At 62.3% G+C, this 17656-nt stretch carries 14 protein-coding genes; 11 read left to right on the top strand and 3 right to left on the bottom strand.

The features are described from left to right. Positions 1-114: 114 nt before the first annotated feature. Together D8Y22_RS12965 and D8Y22_RS12970 are read left to right on the top strand one after the other, a co-directional pair. Positions 115-519 carry a response regulator gene (locus D8Y22_RS12965; protein ID WP_141465127.1) on the top strand — a complete coding sequence of 135 codons (405 nt, stop codon included), beginning with the start codon at positions 115-117 and terminating at the stop codon, positions 517-519. Between the two features lie 59 nt (positions 520-578). Beyond that, positions 579-2081, top strand: coding sequence for a methyl-accepting chemotaxis protein (locus D8Y22_RS12970; RefSeq protein ID WP_141465128.1), 1503 nt, complete (start codon positions 579-581; stop codon positions 2079-2081). A 95-nt stretch (positions 2082-2176) separates the two neighbouring features. On the opposite strand, the gene D8Y22_RS12975 is transcribed toward D8Y22_RS12970, so the two are convergent. After that, on the bottom strand, positions 2177-4957 hold the full coding sequence (locus D8Y22_RS12975; protein ID WP_141465129.1) for a hypothetical protein: 2781 nt from the start codon (positions 4955-4957) through the stop codon (positions 2177-2179). Between the two features lie 283 nt (positions 4958-5240). Between D8Y22_RS12975 and D8Y22_RS12980 the strand changes: the two genes are divergently transcribed. The 3 genes from D8Y22_RS12980 (at position 5241) to D8Y22_RS12990 (ending at position 8131) form a co-directional block, all read left to right on the top strand. Continuing rightward, complete coding sequence (locus D8Y22_RS12980; protein ID WP_141465130.1) at positions 5241-5858, top strand: hypothetical protein; 618 nt, start codon at positions 5241-5243, stop codon at positions 5856-5858. Positions 5859-6008: 150 nt separating this feature from the next. Continuing rightward, positions 6009-7271 carry a HEAT repeat domain-containing protein gene (locus tag D8Y22_RS12985; RefSeq protein ID WP_141465131.1) on the top strand — a complete coding sequence of 421 codons (1263 nt, stop codon included), beginning with the start codon at positions 6009-6011 and terminating at the stop codon, positions 7269-7271. Next, positions 7268-8131, top strand: a complete 864-nt coding sequence (locus D8Y22_RS12990; RefSeq protein ID WP_141465132.1) for a CheF family chemotaxis protein — start codon at positions 7268-7270, stop codon at positions 8129-8131. The genes D8Y22_RS12985 and D8Y22_RS12990 overlap by 4 nt, the downstream gene beginning before the upstream one ends. On the opposite strand, the gene D8Y22_RS12995 is transcribed toward D8Y22_RS12990, so the two are convergent. After that, positions 8132-8326, bottom strand: a complete 195-nt coding sequence (locus D8Y22_RS12995; protein ID WP_141465133.1) for a hypothetical protein — start codon at positions 8324-8326, stop codon at positions 8132-8134. It lies immediately after the preceding gene. Between the two features lie 179 nt (positions 8327-8505). On the opposite strand from D8Y22_RS12995, the gene D8Y22_RS13000 reads away from it, so the two are divergent. From D8Y22_RS13000 to D8Y22_RS13015, 4 genes are all read left to right on the top strand, one after another. After that, complete coding sequence (locus tag D8Y22_RS13000; protein WP_141465134.1) at positions 8506-8808, top strand: DUF7518 family protein; 303 nt, start codon at positions 8506-8508, stop codon at positions 8806-8808. A gap of 129 nt (positions 8809-8937) precedes the next feature. After that, positions 8938-12525: a chromosome segregation protein SMC gene (smc, locus tag D8Y22_RS13005; protein WP_141465135.1), complete on the top strand. Its 3588-nt coding sequence runs from the start codon at positions 8938-8940 to the stop codon at positions 12523-12525. Continuing rightward, positions 12518-13561, top strand: coding sequence for a segregation and condensation protein A (locus D8Y22_RS13010; protein ID WP_141465136.1), 1044 nt, complete (start codon positions 12518-12520; stop codon positions 13559-13561). Before smc ends, D8Y22_RS13010 begins: the two co-directional genes overlap by 8 nt. Positions 13562-13633: 72 nt before the next feature. Beyond that, complete coding sequence (locus D8Y22_RS13015; RefSeq protein WP_141465137.1) at positions 13634-14011, top strand: universal stress protein; 378 nt, start codon at positions 13634-13636, stop codon at positions 14009-14011. 538 nt (positions 14012-14549) lie between these two features. On the opposite strand, the gene D8Y22_RS13020 is transcribed toward D8Y22_RS13015, so the two are convergent. After that, positions 14550-15323 carry an IclR family transcriptional regulator gene (locus tag D8Y22_RS13020; RefSeq protein WP_141465138.1) on the bottom strand — a complete coding sequence of 258 codons (774 nt, stop codon included), beginning with the start codon at positions 15321-15323 and terminating at the stop codon, positions 14550-14552. Between the two features lie 147 nt (positions 15324-15470). Between D8Y22_RS13020 and D8Y22_RS13025 the strand changes: the two genes are divergently transcribed. Then, positions 15471-16667 (top strand): acyl-CoA dehydrogenase family protein, encoded by a 1197-nt coding sequence (locus D8Y22_RS13025; RefSeq protein WP_141465139.1) that lies wholly within the window; start codon positions 15471-15473, stop codon positions 16665-16667. Next, positions 16667-17650: an MBL fold metallo-hydrolase gene (locus D8Y22_RS13030; protein ID WP_141465140.1), complete on the top strand. Its 984-nt coding sequence runs from the start codon at positions 16667-16669 to the stop codon at positions 17648-17650. Before D8Y22_RS13025 ends, D8Y22_RS13030 begins: the two co-directional genes overlap by 1 nt. Positions 17651-17656 lie beyond the last annotated feature (6 nt).

Below are 17656 nucleotides of genomic sequence, written 5' to 3' on the forward strand. Positions count from 1 at the left end.
GGACCGAACACCACCTCCCTACCGGACCCGACCCTGCAGTGTAGGCGGCGGACCACCCGTCGTCCCCGCATCTGGCCACAAGATATTATAAGAAACCAATCACGTATCTATTGCATGTCGTCATATACCGTGCTTCTCGTCGAAGACAGCGATTTTATCACCGAACATGTTAGCCAAACGCTTGCGTCGGAGCACGGATTCGACGTCGAAACGGTTGGATCCGCGGCAGACACCCGGACTGCAGTCGAAGATGGCGAGATTTCGTGTGTGGTCTCGAGTTACGAACTTCCCGACGAAACGGGAATCGATCTCGCCGCCTCGATCAACGGCGACGGCGAGACGAGCGTTCCGTTCATATTATTTACAGGAGATCCACTCGAGTCCCTGGCCGAGGAGGCACTCGAGGCCGGCGTCTCGGCGTTCGTAAGCAAGGGTGACCGTGCGTCGGGAACGATGGACGTCTTTGCGAATCGAATCAAACTCGCTATTCGGGCCCACGAGGCCACCCTAGACGAGTGACGACTGGACGCGGACAATCCCCCATGATCTATAAGTGAGTTCACTTTCGTTTACCAGTCATGGAGGGGCAGACCAAACGGATCGACAGTGGTGGAAGCGATCGGTCGGAGAGACGCGACGAGCCGACCGGTTCGACGCTGGGGCGGGTGGGTATTCCCCAGCTACTCGACGGGACCGGCCATCCGACGTTCGTCCTCGACCAGGACGGCGTCATCGTCGAGTGGAACGCGGCTATCGTCGAACTCACGGGCGTCGATCGAGACGAAGCCATCGGTCACAAACACGTCTCGGAACTGTTCTACCCCGACGGGCGTCGCGCCGATACGCTCGCGGACAAGGTCCTCGAGTCGCCCGAGCGGGCACACGTCGAGTACGGCGTCGACCTCCGCGACCCCGAGTGCCACCGGTACGGCGACACCAGTACGATGGTCGACCGCCACGACGAAGAGAAGCACATCGATTTCGCCGCGACGCCGCTGTACGACGGCGACGAACTGATCGGCGTCATCGAGATCGTCGTCGATCGCACCGAGATGGTCACCGAGCGAGACGCGACGGTCGAACTCGTCGAGACGGTTCAACGAACCGCATCGCAGATCAGTCGCGGTGATCTCACGGCCAGAGCCAGCCGGACGGATAGCTTCGACGCTCTCGATGCCGAGCTCGTCGCCGTTATCGACGACGTCAACGAGATGGCCGACAACCTCGAGACGCTCGCCGGCCGGGTCGACGAGCAGACACTCGAAATGGAACGGGCCGTCGGGGACGCAACCGACGCCGCGGCTGAGATCGAATCCAACGTCGACGCCCAACACGTCCACCTGGAGGACGCCGTCGACGAGATGCAGTCGTTCGCGGCCGGCATGCAAGAAGTCGCCGCGCAAGCGACCGAAGTCGACGATGCGGCGAGCGACGCGAGCGAGGCCGTCGACGAGGGCCTCGATGCCGGCGACGATGCGCGGGCAGCCGCCGAAGACGTCGTCTCGATCAGCGACGATCTCGTCGAGAGCGTCGGCGCCCTCTCCAACCGACTCGAGGAGGTCGAAGACGTCGTCGACATCATCGCCGACGTCGCCGACGAGACGAACTTACTCGCACTCAACGCGAACATCGAAGCGGCTCGAGCCGGCGAGAGCGGCGCCGGCTTCGCCGTCGTCGCCGACCAGGTCAAATCGCTGGCCGACGAAACGCAGTCACACACGAACCAGATCGCCACGCAACTCGAGGAGCTTCGAACGCAATCCGAACGAACGATCGAGACGGTCGATCGATCCGCAGATCGTATCGCGGAGGTCGACGACGAGATCGACGCCGTCATCGGCGCCCTCGAGGCGATCGACGGCTCCGTCGAGGACGCAACGAACGGGATCGCCGACGTCTCGCGGGTCATCGACGAGCAGGCCGCGACCGTCGAGGAACTCACCTCGACGATGGAGACCGTTCGCGAGCGATCCCACGACACCGAATCGGCCGTCGACCGAATCGTCGATGCGACCGACCGACAGGAACGGGTCGCCGACCGATTGGTCGAACGCGTCGACGCCCTCGAGACCGACGAGTAACACGGAATCGACTCATACGGATTCCTGTCCCGATGTCCCGGCCCAGCCCCCGCCCGGGTCGCGGCTGGGCCGGCACTGACGGACAGGAAACCGTATTAATTGAGATTCGCGATCAGAATTCCTTCCGCGCGGAGCACGACGCCGACGTCGCCGGTGATCCCCTGGAAAACCTCCTCGTGAGCCGTGATATCCTCGACGCCGGCACCAACTTTGAACTGGTCGGCATCCGGCAGCGAGCCAAGATCACGGCGCTCGTCGGGCGCTAACTCGAGGTCCTCGAGGACGACGGTGTCGTCGGCGGTCTGACAGCGGACGCGAACGATCGTCTCCCGTGGGAGTTCGTTCTGGACGACGAGAACGCCGGTGCCGAGGCCGATCAGCCCTTTCAAGGCGGCGACGATCGCGTCGGGGTCGCCGGATCGGATCGCCGCGGCGAGCGTCGCGGCTTTGAGTTTCGCTCGCTCGGCGGCTCGCCTCGCCTGTGTCGACAGTGTGGACGCATCCGGCGGGAAGTTCTCGGGGTCGTTGCGGTAGACGAGCAACACCAGCACCGACGCGAGCACGCCGAGCATCCCGAGGACGACCAGATACCACGGTAGGCCGTCGTCGGGGTCCTCGGTGGCGTCACTGGGATCGTCGTCCTCCGGTTCGGTATCGTCGTCAGACGGCGGCTCGTCGGGGTCGTCGCCGGTGCGGTCGACGGTCAGTGCCGACGGCTCGCGTTCGCTGACGTTGTCGGTGACGACCGAGAAGTCGTAGGCGCCGTCGTCGGGGGCGTCGATCGTCGAGGTCAGCGTCCGTGACTCCCACGGCTCCAACGCGACGCGATCGACGTGGACGGGCTCGGCATCGTCGTCAAGCAGGAACTCGACGTACTGTTCGTCGGGCTCGGTGCCGGTGTTGTTGATCGCCGCGGACAGCGTCACCGTCTCCGCGGCGTCGTCGTATTCCGTGTTCGTCTCCTGGACTTCGAACCGGGGCGCGCTATCCCGGACGGTCGCGATCGCCGTATCCTCGTCGTCCTCGCTGACGACGGCGACTTCGATTTCGGGGACATCGTCGCCGTCGGTCTCGTACGTAAAGCGTTCGGTCGTCCCCTCACCGGTATCCAGCGCGACGGTCGCGTTGTCTTCGACGTTTCTCGAGGTTCGATTCGCCGCTGTGATTCCGTTGTCGATACGCAACCGAACGTCCTGCTCGTCGAACGTGTCGCCGGTGTTCCGGATCGAGGCGATCGCGGTCAGCGTCTCGCTCTCGTTTACCGGCGTACTCACCTCCTGTAGGTCGACCAAGAAGCCGCTGCCGTTGATCCGCGGCTGGGCCGTATCCGCATCGCCCGGACTCTCGAGTCTGACATCGACCCGCGGTGGATCGTCGGAATCGGTCTGGTAGACGAAATCGGCCGTATCGAAGGGTTCGTCCGGATCGACGCGCATCGCCCGGGTATCCTCGAGATCGCCGTCGACGAACATATCGACATCGTACTCGCGACCGTTCTGTGAGAGCAGTTCCGGCTCGGTGTACTCGAGGAGTCCTTCGATGACGAGTTCCTCGCCTTCGTCGGGCCAGTTGCGGTCGTTGATCGTCGTCTCGAGGCGCTGTTCGTGGAGTCGTTCGCCGATGACGGGAACCGTTTCCGAGTCGGATTCGGCCGGCGTATCGCCTTCGATCGTGAGCACTTCGACGTAGACGCTCGGCGAGTCTCCCTCTTCGGTCTCGTACACGAACGTCTCGACGGCCTCACCGCCGGGGTCCAACGTGATCGACTTCGATTCGACGTGTTCGGTCTCGCCGCTCTCCGGTCCGACGCGGAACTCGACGACGAAGTCCTGTTGCCCGCGCGGATAGTCGCCAAAGCGGTCGATTTCGACATCGATCTCGAGCTCGTCGCCTTCCGCTCGTGGATCTGCCTCGACGATTTCGATCGCGGTTTCGGCCTGGTGAATGGTTATCGGTCTGTTGTCCTGGTGGTGGTCACCGACCGCCCAGACGGAGATTTCGTCCGCCGAGTAATCGCCGGCGACGGTCCCGTAGTCGAAGGTCTGGGTCGTCGACTCGCCGCGGTCGAGGCTGACGTTTTCGACGACTGTATCGAGTGGGTCCGCTTCGGCGTCGTCGACGATCTCGAGGGTGACGTTTTTGTCCGCACTCGCCCAGTCGCGGTTCGTCACTTCGACCTCGCCGGTGAGATTGAGTCCTTCCCCGACCGGCTCGAATCCGCTGACGATCTCCGGATCGAACGTTGCCGTATCGTACTCCGTATAGCGAATCGATTCGCCGTTTGCTTCGACCGTCGTGTTGCCTTCGGCCGTCTGGACGATGCCCGTGTCCTCGTCGACGACCAGCGTATCGTTGACGACGCTGCCATCGGTCACGACCAGGTTCGGATCGCCGGTGACCGTCCGGACGGGATTCGGCGTGTCGGAATCGTTGGGCACGACGCCGACATCGTGCCCACTCTCGGTCTCGACGACGCCGTCCTCGACGACGAGTTTGTCGTCCGATTCGTTCGTCGTCACGTAATGGAACGACTCGGGGACGGTACCGGCATTCGACTCGGTCACGACGTGGTCGTCCTCGAGTCGGACGACGACGGATTCGCCATCGTCGTCGTCGGAAAGCGAACTGACGCTCGAGACGGCGTCCGGACTCGCAGCGGCCGTCGACGCGCCGACGGCACCGACGAGCCCGACCGTACCCACCGCGACTACCACCAGCGCAACGAGCGCGATGGCGAGACGGACGGGGCGCTGACGCGTCCACTGGCCGGGGGACGACCGGACGCTCGAGTTCGCGATTCCACCGGGCCGTCGGGACAGCACCGTCGCTGCGGGGGCTACCAGCTGCCACGTGCCGCGTATAGGTCCTGTTGCCATAGTCTCATCAGCCTGCCTGAATTACAGCGGGGGGTGTATTGTCGGGCAGTTAGCAACCCACTCATATGATATTGCCGGCCGTTCGACTCGATCCACCCTCCGCATGGCCACTGATAACACGGAGCGAGAGGGGAGGGCGGTCGGCTCGACGGCCGACGCGTTTTTCATCCCCTAGTGCGACGCTTTCATACTAATGAACGAATCTCCTGGGTATACAGCCACCGACGGCGGGGGAGATCGGGACGACGGCAGGTGTTCTGGTGAGACATCTGCGAGGGGTGGTGTGGCGCCCGATCGACCGACGCGTCGGCAGGCACTCGCGGCCGCCGGGACCGTCTCGGTCGGCTCGATGGCCGGCTGTCTGGATTCGCTGCCGTTTCTCGACAACACCCGCGTCGAGGTCGAGCCCGAGGAACCGGACGACGACGATCCCGACGCCAGCCCCGAAGAGTTCTACTACATTCTCGAGGACAACGGCATCACGGTCGACGAACTCTACTACGATACGGAAGACGACGACATCATCCTGTTCTACGAATCTGACGCCGAAGACCAGCAAGAATCCGACGAGGAGGTCTGGCTCATCTACGTCCTCTTTCGGGACGGTCTCGTCGACCGAGAAACCGACGCCAACCACCTCTACACCGAGGTACTTGGCGGCTTCGACGGACAGGTCGAGGGGTGGGGTGCGAACTCGGAGTGGGCCGAAGACCACCTCGAGGGCACGGTCACCGATCTCACCGTCTGGAACGGCATCGTCGACACGATGGTGTATCCCGACGACGAAAGTCGGTACGATCACGGCAACGAAACCGATTCGGACATCGTTCTCGGGGAGGAGAGCGCCGACGGATCGCCGACCGGCTCGACGAATTCGACGACCGAGGAGACGGACGATTGACATGGGAGGAACGACGACGGACCGACGACGGATCGCCACCCGGCATATCGAAGGCCTGTCGCGGACCCGGAACCCGCGTGTCACCGCATCGACTACCCACAGTGCCACGACAGCGCCGGGACAGTGGCACCTCTCACGGAGGTAATTACAGTGGCGTTATTCGAACTCGAGCGAAACGCCGAATTCGACGAACTCATCACCTATCTCGAGGAGAGTTCCAACGCGGATATCCGCCGTCGAGCGGCCGAGATTCTCGGCAGTCTAGAGTCAGAGGCCGGCGGCAACAGCTATCCGCGCGATGACGTCGTCGACGCGCTCGTCGCGGCGGCCAAAGACGACGACAACGAGGACGTCCGCGCCGGCGCGATCGACGCGCTCGATCAGTACGGCCAGGAGGCGCTCGAGCGGTTTATCGGCGAGATTTCGGGCGAAGATATCGACGACGTCGCGGAGTGGAAAAAGGCCCAAATCCTGGCGAACGGGCTAGACGCGGAGCTGCCGGAGCTCCGGATGGCCGCCGCGACCGGGCTCGGTCGAATCGGCGAGACGAACGTCGTGGGAACGCTCGCCGAGCGGATGAGCGACCCCGATCCGCGCGTTCGAAAGCGAATCGCCCGCGCACTCGGTCGAATCGGCGCACCGGAGAGCGTCCCCGTACTCGCCGAGAAACTCCACGAAGATCAGTACGATGTCCGCATTGAGGTCGCCTACGCGCTCGCCGATATCGGCTCGACGAACGCGCTACGGGAGTTGATCGACATCGCCGACGACGAGGACGAAGTGCTTCGACGGATCGCCGTCGACGCACTCGGCCGGCTGGGTAGCGTCGAGGCCGTCGAAATCCTCGCCGAAGCGTTGAGCGACGAGTCCGATGCGGTTCGGCGGACGGCGATGTTCTCGTTGGTCCAGTTGCTCTCGGAGGCGCCGGCCGACGCGAGTCACACGGTTAGGGAGAAGATCGTCGACGAACTCGCCGAAGCCAACGAACGCGAAGCCGTCGAACCGCTCATCGAGATCCTCGATCGAAGTACCGAAACGGCCCAGCGACGCAACGCCGCCTGGCTGCTCGGTCGGATCACGACCGAAGAGTACCGATCGGCGGCCCAAGACGCCTTGATCCAGACCCTCGGCGACGACGACGAGATGACCTCGAAGTTCGCCGCGACCAGTCTCGCGCTGTTAGACGGCGAGGAACTCGAGGGGCGGCTGCTCGAGCTGGTCGAAAACGACCACAAAGACGAGGGGACTCGCTCGAAGGCACTGTTCGTGCTCGGAAAGATCGGCGGCGACAGCGCCCGGGACCGGATCTCGGGGTTCGTCGATCGGACCGAGAGCGACCGGTTGCGCAAACGGGGGTTCTCCGCGCTGTCGAAGTTGGGTGGCGTCGGCGCGCCGAGTGGTGATTTCGCATGAGCAAGTCCGAACAGAAACTGGCCGACGTCACCGGAAAGTTTACGCAGGTGGTTCGTGACGGCCGCAAACTTCAGGATACGAGTTGGTCGAACGGCCGTATTGTCCTCTCGAACAAGCGACTGGTGATCGTCGGCAACGATGGCAAGGAGACGATCCCCCTGTCGAAAATCACCTCGATCAGGGGTCGATACGACGTTAACCAGGCGATCGCGACGGTCTCGAACTACATCAGCGTCAACTACGGCCCGAACGTCTATCTCGTCTCGATGGACGAGGTCGACGAGTTCGAACTGCAGATCCAGAAAGCGATTCTCGACGGCGAGATCGTTCTCGTCCAACACCCTGCCGTCAAAGGCGGCGTCGTCCAGGACACCTCCTGGGAAAAAGCCCGCGTCAAGATCAACCCCGGCGTCGCAAACTTCGCCGTCGAAAGCGGCAGTTTAGTCCAGATCGAAGTCGACGACGTCGGCACCGTCGAAAGCGACGAGCGAACGATCCGCTCGCAGGAACGACCCGTCATCGAGGCCGAACACACCGAGGACGGCTCGAGCGTCCAGACCTACCTCTCGGGATCGAACCAGAACACGGCGATGCTGAAGTCGGTCCTCGACCGCGGCGCGGAGAAAAACGCCTCTCAGATCGATCTCTCCGGCAAAGAAGAGGAAGTGTTGATGGCGATTTACTCCGGCGTTTCGCCGTTCGAGGTTCCCGAGTTCCTCGATATCGACACCGACGAGGTCGAGGAAATCTACGAACGACTCATCGAACTCGATGTCCTGGAGGAAGTCCGCGTCCGTCGGGAAGTCGCATTGAAACCACGCGGGCGAAACATCGCCAGCGAAGCGATGAACAGCAAGTAACTAGCTTTCCTTGAGATAGCTCACGTCGCGCTCGAGTTCGTACCCCTGTGGTACCCCCACGTTCTCGAGACAGTCGTCACAGAGCGGTTTCGCGTAGGACCGATTGTTGGCCTTCCCCAGCACGTTGGCGTCGTCGAGTGAGATAAGTTCGTCACAGCGGCTGCACTCGACCTTGTCGCCGTCGACGATATTCATGTAGCAAGGTATCGTCGAGTAGACGAAATAAGTGTCCCGGCCGTTCTCCAGTGGTGCCGTCCGGCAATATCGACCGAAGCCAGCCGGAATCGACGAGCGTCGCCGCCCACCGAAAAATTACCAGCACGGTTAGCTGTGTCTGACATACGTTTATGTGTGAGCGTACAGGGCTAGAACGTATGTCGAACAATCGCGTCGAGCAACTCGAATCGACGGTTGCGGAACTCGAGTCGACCGTAGAGGGACTGACGGACGAACTCATCGAAGCCAAAGAGCGAATCCGCGTTCTCGAGGCCGAACTCGACGCAGAAACGCCGACCCGCGTGCCCGACCGACGAAGCGACGGCGAGGCCGAGACGGAGGAGTTGACCGCGGAGGCCGAACCCGACGACGTCGCTGCGGCGACGGCCGACGCCGACGAGGAGACGGCGGCCGGCGACGAAGCGGAAGACTCAGGTAGCGACGATATTATTGTCGCATAACTACGCGTTCGCACGATAGCGCCGACCCGGATCGCCCCGTCGTCGGTCGATCCAGACCTGCGTCGCGTCGACGTGGGGACGATCGTCCCGGACAGTGGCGCCGCCCACCGTGGAGGTCTCGAGAAGAGAATGTACATCAAGGCAGTCGTTCTGGACAATTTCAAGAGCTTCGGACGGAAGACGAAGATCCCGTTCTACGAAGATTTCACCGTCGTCACCGGTCCCAACGGCTCCGGCAAGTCGAACATCATCGACGGCGTTCTCTTCGCGCTCGGGCTGGCTCGAACGCGAGGGATTCGCGCGGAGAAACTCACCGATCTCATCTACAACCCCGGCCACGAGGACGGCTCCGCTACGGGCGGACCACGCGAAGCCACCGTCGAGGTCGTACTGGACAACAGCGACGCGACTCTCGAGCGCTCGCAGGTGGTCAACGCCGCCGGGAGCGACGACGTCGGCGACGTCGACGAGATTCGGATTCGTCGCCGCGTCAAAGAAACCGAGGACAACTACTACTCCTACTACTATCTGAACGATCGCTCGGTCAACCTCTCGGACATTCAGGACCTGCTCGCACAGGCCGGGGTCACCCCGGAAGGGTACAACGTCGTCATGCAGGGTGACGTGACCGAGATCATCAACATGACCCCACACGCGCGCCGGGAGATCGTCGACGAAATCGCCGGCGTCGCGGAGTTCGACGCCAAGAAGGAAGACGCCTTCGAGGAACTCGAGGTCGTCGAAGAGCGTATCGACGAGGCCGAACTCCGCATCGAGGAGAAACGCGATCGCTTAGCGCAACTCGAGGACGAGCGCCAGCAGGCTCTGCGGTACCGTCGACTCAAACGCGAGCGAGAGGAGTACGAGGGCTACAAGAAAGCCAGTGAACTCGAGGAGAAACGCGAGGAACGCGAGGCGACCCAGAACCGGGTCGAAGATCTCGAGGACGATCTCGCGGATCTCCAGCGCGAACTCGACGAACGCGAGGGTGCGGTCATGCGCCTTCAGGAGGATCTCGAGGATCTACACGCCGAAATCGAGCGTAAAGGCGAGGACGAACAGCTCCGGATCAAAAGCGAGATCGAGGAGCTCAAAGGCGACATTTCCCGGCTCGAGGACAAGATCGAAGCCAGCGAGGAACAGATCGAGGATGCCGAGTCGACTCGTCGTGAGGCGTTCGTCCAGATCGACCGGAAACAGGAGTCCATCGAGGACCTCGAGGGCGAGATGCGCGAACACAAACTCGAGAAAGCCTCCATCAAGACCGAAATTCAGGAGCGGGAGGCCGAACGCGACGAACTCGAGGCCGAGATCGACGCCGTCGACACCGAGTTCGACGAACTCAAAGCGGAACTGGCCGAGCGCAAGGACGACCTCGAGACGGCAAAGACCGAGCGAAACGATCTCCAGCGCGAGCAGGATCGGTTGCTCGACGAGGCGCGTCGCCGATCGAACGCCATCAGCGAGACGGAGTCGACGATCGAGGACAACCGCGAGCGCCTGCCCGAACTCGAGCAAGAGCGGTCGGACTTAGAACGCGAACTCGAGAAGGCAAAGACAAACCGCGAGAACATCGCCGAGGTCGTCGAGGATCTGAAAGCCGAGAAACAACGCGTCCAGTCGGATATCGACGACGTCGACGACGATCTGCAGGCCAAACAACAGGAGTACGCCGAACTCGAGGCAAACGCCGGCGAGAGCGGTGATTCCTCGTTCGGCCGGGCAGTGACGACGATTCTCAACGGCGGGATCGAGGGCGTCCACGGCGCCGTTGCCCAGCTCGGAACCGTCTCCGGCGAGTACGCCGTCGCCTGTGAAACGGCGGCCGGCGGCCGGCTGGCGAACGTCGTGGTCGACGACGACGTGGTCGGCCAGCAGTGTATCGATTATTTGAAATCCCGGAACGCGGGGCGAGCGACCTTCCTGCCGATGACCGAGATGAGCCAGCGTGGGCTGCCCAACGCACCCACCGATCCGGGTGTCGTCGGCTTCGCCTACGATCTGGTCGAGTTCGACCAGCAGTACGCCGGTATCTTCTCGTACGTGCTGGGCGATACGCTCGTCGTCGAGGACGTGGAGACGGCTCGCTCGTATATGGGCGACTATCGGATGGTCACCCTCGACGGCGACCTGGTCGAAAAGAGCGGCGCGATGACCGGCGGCTCGCGCAAGGGATCGCGCTACTCCTTTACCGGCGGTGGGGAGGGGCAACTCGAGCGCGTCGCCACCCAGATCACGGAGCTCCAGGAGCAACGCGACGCCTTGCGCGACGAGCTTCGTGATGTCGAGCAACGCCTCGACGACGCCCGTGACCGCAAGACAGACGCGGCCGACGAGGTGCGCTCGATCGAGGGCAAACTCGAGGGACTCGAGGACGACCGCGAGACGCTCGAGGCAGACATCGAGACCCTCGAAGCCGAACTCGAGGAGCTTCGCGAGGAACGCGAGTCCGTCGACGAGCGGATGAACGAAATTTCGGCCGAGATCGACGAGCGGACGGCGACGATCGAGGAAATCGAGGCCGACATCGAGGCGCTCGAGTCCGAACTCGCCGACTCGAAGATTCCGGAGCTTACCGACCAGATCGAAGCGCTCGAGGCCGAAATCGACGACCGCGAGGATCGGATCGACGACCTCGACGGGACACTCAACGAACTCTCACTCGAGAAGGAGTACACCGAGGACGCAATCGAGGACCTCCACGACGAGATCGAGACGGCCCAGAACCGCAAGGCCGAACACGAACAGCGAATCGAGGGCTACGAGGAGACGATCGCCGACAAACGCGAGGAACTCGAGGCCAAACACGAGGCCGTCGCCGACCTCGAAGACGAACTCGCCGAGTTGAAAGCCGAGCGCAGCGACTGCAAGGACGAACTGAGCGAGGCGCGGACGAAACGCGACCAGCAGCAAGACCGGGTTAACGCCGTCGAGAGCAAACTCGCGGACAACCGCGAACGCGTCGAGAACCTCGAGTGGGAGATCGAGAGCCTCGAAGCCGACGTCGGCGAGTACGATCCCGAGGACGTCCCCGATCACGAGACCGTCATCGAGATGATCGAGTTCCTGACGGCGGATATGGAGGCGATGGAGCCGGTCAACATGCTCGCGATCGACGAATACGACAAGGTTCGATCCGATCTCGAGGAGCTCGAGGACGGTCGGGCGACCCTCGTCGAGGAAGCCGAGGGGATCCGCGACCGGATCGAGCAGTACGAGACCCAGAAGAAACGGACGTTCATGGACGCCTACGACTCGATCTCCGCACACTTTACGGAGATTTTCGAGCAACTATCGGAGGGAACCGGCACGCTACACCTCGAGAACGAGGACGACCCCTTCGACGGCGGGTTGACGATGAAGGCCCAGCCGGGAGACAAACCCATCCAACGCCTCGACGCGATGTCGGGCGGCGAGAAGTCCCTGACCGCGCTGGCGTTCATCTTCGCGATTCAGCGGCACAACCCGGCGCCGTTCTACGCCTTAGATGAGGTTGACGCCTTTCTCGACGCAGTCAACGCCGAGCGAATCGGCGAAATGGTCGAGCAATTGGCCGACCAGGCTCAGTTCGTCGTCGTCTCCCACCGTTCGGCGATGCTCGATCGCTCCCAGCGGGCCATCGGCGTCACGATGCAACAGGATAACGTCAGCGCCGTCACCGGGATCGACCTGAGCGGCGACGGGAGCGACGAAGCGGAGGTGCCGGTCAGTGACTGACGGCGAGGGGCCACGGGCCTCGGAAGACGGCGAGGGGCCACGGGCCTCGGAAGACGGCGAGGGGCCCAACGATATCCCACTGAACATTGCCGGCCACGAGGACCGCACCCCACCGGGGGACATCGATGCGGACGAGGATGGGACGGACGGTACTGTCCTCGAGTTCTCCGAAACGGAGATAGATGGCGAGAACGCGGGCGCCGACGACGCCACGAACGGCGATGACGACGACGGCGAGCCGGTCGAACTACTCGTCCAGCTAGCGAAAGACGGCGAGATCGATCCCTGGGACATCGATGTCGTTCGGGTGACCGACAAATTCCTCAAAGTACTCGACGACCGGGATTTGCGGACCTCGGGCCGGGCGCTATTCTACGCAAGCGTCCTCCTGCGGATGAAAAGCGACGAACTGTTCGCGCCCGACGAGCCCGAGCAAGAAGACGTACCGCCCTGGGAAGCGCCCTTCGCCGACGACGGGGCGATGGGTGGCGGCGAGGGTGAAGGCGGGCCGTCGCCGGGGTTCGATCCGGTCGAGAACCTCGAGGCGGAGATGGAGCGGCGCCTCGAGCGCAAGCACGCACGGGGCAAGCCCGAGACGCTCGACGAACTCGTCCGAGAGCTTCGAAGCGCAGAGCTCGATACGTGGTGGAAGGAGTCACGCAGTTACGACACCAGTGACTCGCCGAGTGGCTACGATCGCGGCGTCCAGGAGCTGAGCTATCACGCCGAAGATCAGTTCCGGGTCGACGACGAGCCCACGAGCGACGACGTCACGCATACGACCCACGAGGAAGACATCGAGACGGTGATCGACGATGTCGAGAGCGTCCTCAGCGAGCACTACGAGAACGGGCGAGACGAGGTGTTGTACGCCGAAATCGACGACACCGGTGGCTCGCGGGTACTGACGTATCTCGCACTGTTGTTTCTGGCCCACCGCGGGCACATCACGCTCGAGCAGGACGAACTGTTCGGCGATCTCTGGATCCAGCAGGCGACCGTCGAGTCGATGGCCGAAGAAGCGATCGCCGACTAGGCCGACTGTAGCTGCCGTCGGCTGCAGGGGCGCTCCTGTAGTTTCTTTGCCGATCGGCCCCTGGGATCGGGTATGCAGTATCTCGTCGGCACCGACTCGGTGCATACGACGGCGGCAATCTGTGATTATCTCGCAGCGCGAGCAACGGCGACCGACGCGGTGTCGGTCGGTGCGGTTGCCCCGAGCGACGAGCCGACGGTCCGGCGGGACTGTCAGGAGGCGTTGAACGTCGCGACGGTTCGACTGGCGACGGTCGGCGACATCGACACCGTCCTCCGCGAGGGCGACCCCGCGTCGGAACTGCTCGAGGCCGCAGCCGAGATCGAAGCCGACGAACTCGTCGTGGGAGTTGGCGGCGACGCGTGCTCGAGCGAGCGTGGATCGACCGTCAGTGCCGTTCTCGACGGGGCGACGCGACCAGTCGTCGTCGTCCCGCTCTCCGAATTGTAGTTCCCGCTCGAGTCATATAGTGACGATAGCTCGAGGGACGATCGCTACCGGCCGGTCTGCTCCGGGCTCGCGGTGGAGTTAGTGGCAGTTCGATCAGACCGAACGCACAAATTAATAGTTGTATTTAGAGTGGTGTGGATCGGTCGATCGTCGCAGAACATCAGTATATATTATATAATAGTTCAGTATATAGAATCCGTCTGGTAATATTTAATTTATATACTGAAATATGATAGGTCGACTAGGAAAACTAGATACGAAAGAAGTCCTTGCGCATATAATAGCGCATATACATACAAAACCGTTTCGAGTAGTGATGGACTCAAAAACACCAGTTAAATTGTATTATATATGGAATTATAGTATAGAGAAATAATATGTCTTCATGTTTATTTTCGGTGGTGTTTATGCCGTGTACGTGATACCACGACACTCGGGTAAATCGATAGTAGCATTTGAACCGACCATATTTTACAGACATACATTCATAAATAGCCGGCAGAAATCGGGGATGGTAGCTGTTCAACACAGCGGAACGCTACGAGAACATCAAATTCACTTCGATCGTATTCGCCGCCGATAACAGTTGATTCCGAAGTTCGTCGACATCCCACTCGTTCTCGAGGCGGTGTTGGGGCCCGGAAACGGCAATCGCACCGTAGACGGTTTCGTCGTTGTCCATGATCGGGGCACCGATAGCGCTGATCCCTGGAACGTACTCGCTTCGATTGTAGGCGATTCCCGCGTCGCGGATGGACTCGAGTTCCTCGAACAGCGTTTCGCGGTCGGTGATGGTCTCCTCGGTGAAGGCGGGCAGTCCCCAGTCGTCGACGATCCGTTCGACCTTCTCGTCGTCGAAATGCGCCAGCATCACCTTTCCGCCGGCCGAACAGTGCAAATACGTCGGCGTGCCGACGTCGATGTCGGACGTGACCGATCGATTACCGTCGCGGGCCTGGATGATCGTGCCGAGGCCGTGCTGTTCTGTCGAACAGAGAACGCGTTCGCCGGTCCGATCGGAGAGATCGGCGCTGGGCGTTGCAGCGGCCTCGTACAGCGGTTCTGCGTGTTTGACATATTCACCGAACGAGAGGAATCGGAGACTCAATCGGTACTCGTCGCCCTCCTGAACGACGTAACCTTTCGACCGAAGCGTGCGCAGATGTGCGTGGACGGTGCTCTTTGCCAGCCCGGTTCGTTCGGTCACCGCCGTCACACCGGCGCCCTCGGCCCGCCAGAGCGCTTCGAGGACATCGAGTGTTTTTACCACTGCTTCGATTCTGCGGTCCCCCGACGTGCGTTGTGTTTCCATATAACGGTATTCGGCTAACATCGATAAAGTTGTTCCGCTCGATTGAACGCAGTGGGGTCGCCAACGAGTCGGGTACTGCTGGGGAGACGATTCGGCGACACTGTACGCCACACCAATATTTAAGTGGGCAGTTCTGTCATGTAGGTTATGGACTTTAGCGAACCGTCCGAAGCTGTGCAAATCAAAAAAGCACTCGATGATTTCATCGAACAGGAAGTCGCACCACTCGAGAGCGAACACGAGCAGTTTCTCGGAGCCGACTACGAGAAACACATCGTCGACGAGAACCACCGACAGGTGCCCGAATACCGTGAAATCGTCGAGACCATCCGCAAGAAATCCGTCGAAGCGGGCTTCTACGGGATGACGATGCCCGAAGAGGTCGGTGGCGGCGATGTCGATATCCTCACGCGAGCGATCGTCGGCGAACACATGTCGAATCGGCCACCGGGGTTCCACAGCGCGATCTTCGGCGGGGCGGGCGGTCCGACGCCGATCCTGCTCGCGTGTGACGAAGACCAACGCGAGGAGTATCTAGACCCGCTGATGGACGGTGAGATCACGACCTGTTTCGCACTGACCGAGCCGGGCCACGGTAGTGACGCTCATCACATGGATTCACGCGCCGAGAAAGATGGCGACGAGTGGGTCATCAACGGGCAAAAGGTGTACATTACGAACGGTCCGTACGCCGATTTCGCGATGGTCTTTGCCAGAACCAGCGGCGAAGATGGCGACCTCAGCGGCATTACCTGTTTCCTCGTCGACGCGGACAACCCCGGCTTCGAAATCGGGACGATCCACCGAGCGATGGGGATGACGCCGGGAACCCACGCCGAACTGCACTTCGACGACTGTCGCGTGCCGGAAGATCAGGTGCTCGGTGAAGTCGACCGCGGCTTCCAGTCGGCGATGGACTGGATCGGCGGCGGTCGGATCAACATCGCCGCCGGTTCGGTCGGTACCGCCCAGTTCCTGCTGGACATGTCCGTCGAATACGCCCGCAATCGAGAAACGTTCGACACGCCGATCGGCCACCGACAGGGAATCTCCTTCCAACTCGCGGAGCTCGCAACCGATATCGAACAGGTTCGACAGCTCTATCGCTACGCCGCCTGGAAGATGGACAACGGCGAACGCGCCCGCAAAGAAGAGTCGATGGCGAAACTCCGCGGGGCGAAACTCGCCAACGACGCCGCCGATATCGCGATGCAGGTCCACGGCGGTGCCGGCTTCATGAAAGACATGCCGATCGAGCGCAACTACCGCTCGGCACGCGTCTTCCGCATCTTCGAGGGGACCGACGAGATCCAGAAGCGAACGATCGCCCGCGAACTGATCTGATGACGCGTGCCAGCGATGGCTCGAGGGCGGTCCAGCAACACGTCTCGAGGCTCCACTTCGAGATCGAGTGGCCGCCGAAACACGCCGCCGCCTACCTGATCGAGGCGCCGAACCCGATCCTGATCGACGCCGGCGATCCGACCGACAACGCCGCAACGACGATGGGCGACGAGCTTGCCGCTCGCGGCTACGAGCCGGGTGACCTCGAGGCGGTCGTCGTCACCCACCCCCACAGCGACCACATCGGGCAGGTACCGCTCTTCCGAGAGGCTGGCGTTCCCGTTTACGCGGCCCACCCGGTGATCGAGCAACTCGAGCGCGACGTCGACGATCTGGCGGCTGGCGTTCGAGCGGTCGGTCGATCGGCCGGGCTTCACGGCGAGGCGATCGACAAGCAGGTCGATCGGGCACGGGACTCTCTAGAGCGCAACCGACGACTGCTCGCGCCCGACTACGTCGAGGCGTTTTCCTTCGAGGAGCCGCTCGCGGTCGCGGGCCGGGAGTTCGAAGTCATCCACACGCCGGGGCACCAGATCCACCACGCGAGCCTCGAGACGACGATCGACGACGAGCGCGTGCTGTTCAGTGGCGACGTCCTCATCGAGCCGTTCAGGGCCGCAGCGCTCAACGTGGGGCTCGACGACGGCGCCTACGAAGCCGTCGACGATTTCCTGACGTCGATGGATCGGCTCGACGATCGGGCGATCGATCGGGTGTATCCCGGCCACGGTCCGGTGTTCACCGACGCCGACGCCGTCGTTCGGGAGACTCGAAGCGACCTCGAGGAGTTGCTCGCGGAGACGCTCGAGGCCGTCGAGGCAGCCGGACCCGCGACGCCGATCGAACTGACCAAATATCGGATCGGCGAGAGTCGCCATCCCGCAGGGATGCTCGATACGCTGGGCGCGCTCGGGACCCTCGAGCGCCGCGGCCGTGTCGGCTTCGAGCGCCGAGATGGGGCGCGATACTATCGATCGACGTGAGCCTCG

It is taken from the genome of Salinadaptatus halalkaliphilus, from assembly GCF_006543045.1.
GTDB classification, from domain to species: Archaea; Halobacteriota; Halobacteria; order Halobacteriales; family Natrialbaceae; genus Salinadaptatus; species Salinadaptatus halalkaliphilus.

Excerpts from the sequence above, each read along its gene's own strand:
- D8Y22_RS12965 (WP_141465127.1), top strand. The coding sequence starts at position 115 with ATGTCGTCATATACCGTGCTTCTCGTCGAAGACAGCGATTTTATCACC.
- D8Y22_RS12970 (WP_141465128.1), top strand. The coding sequence starts at position 579 with ATGGAGGGGCAGACCAAACGGATCGACAGTGGTGGAAGCGATCGGTCG.
- D8Y22_RS12975 (WP_141465129.1), bottom strand. The coding sequence starts at position 4,957 with ATGGCAACAGGACCTATACGCGGCACGTGGCAGCTGGTAGCCCCCGCA.
- D8Y22_RS12990 (WP_141465132.1), top strand. The coding sequence starts at position 7,268 with ATGAGCAAGTCCGAACAGAAACTGGCCGACGTCACCGGAAAGTTTACG.
- D8Y22_RS12995 (WP_141465133.1), bottom strand. The coding sequence starts at position 8,326 with ATGAATATCGTCGACGGCGACAAGGTCGAGTGCAGCCGCTGTGACGAA.
- D8Y22_RS13000 (WP_141465134.1), top strand. The coding sequence starts at position 8,506 with ATGTCGAACAATCGCGTCGAGCAACTCGAATCGACGGTTGCGGAACTC.
- smc (WP_141465135.1), top strand. The coding sequence starts at position 8,938 with ATGTACATCAAGGCAGTCGTTCTGGACAATTTCAAGAGCTTCGGACGG.
- D8Y22_RS13015 (WP_141465137.1), top strand. The coding sequence starts at position 13,634 with ATGCAGTATCTCGTCGGCACCGACTCGGTGCATACGACGGCGGCAATC.
- D8Y22_RS13020 (WP_141465138.1), bottom strand. The coding sequence starts at position 15,323 with ATGGAAACACAACGCACGTCGGGGGACCGCAGAATCGAAGCAGTGGTA.
- D8Y22_RS13025 (WP_141465139.1), top strand. The coding sequence starts at position 15,471 with ATGGACTTTAGCGAACCGTCCGAAGCTGTGCAAATCAAAAAAGCACTC.
- D8Y22_RS13030 (WP_141465140.1), top strand. The coding sequence starts at position 16,667 with ATGACGCGTGCCAGCGATGGCTCGAGGGCGGTCCAGCAACACGTCTCG.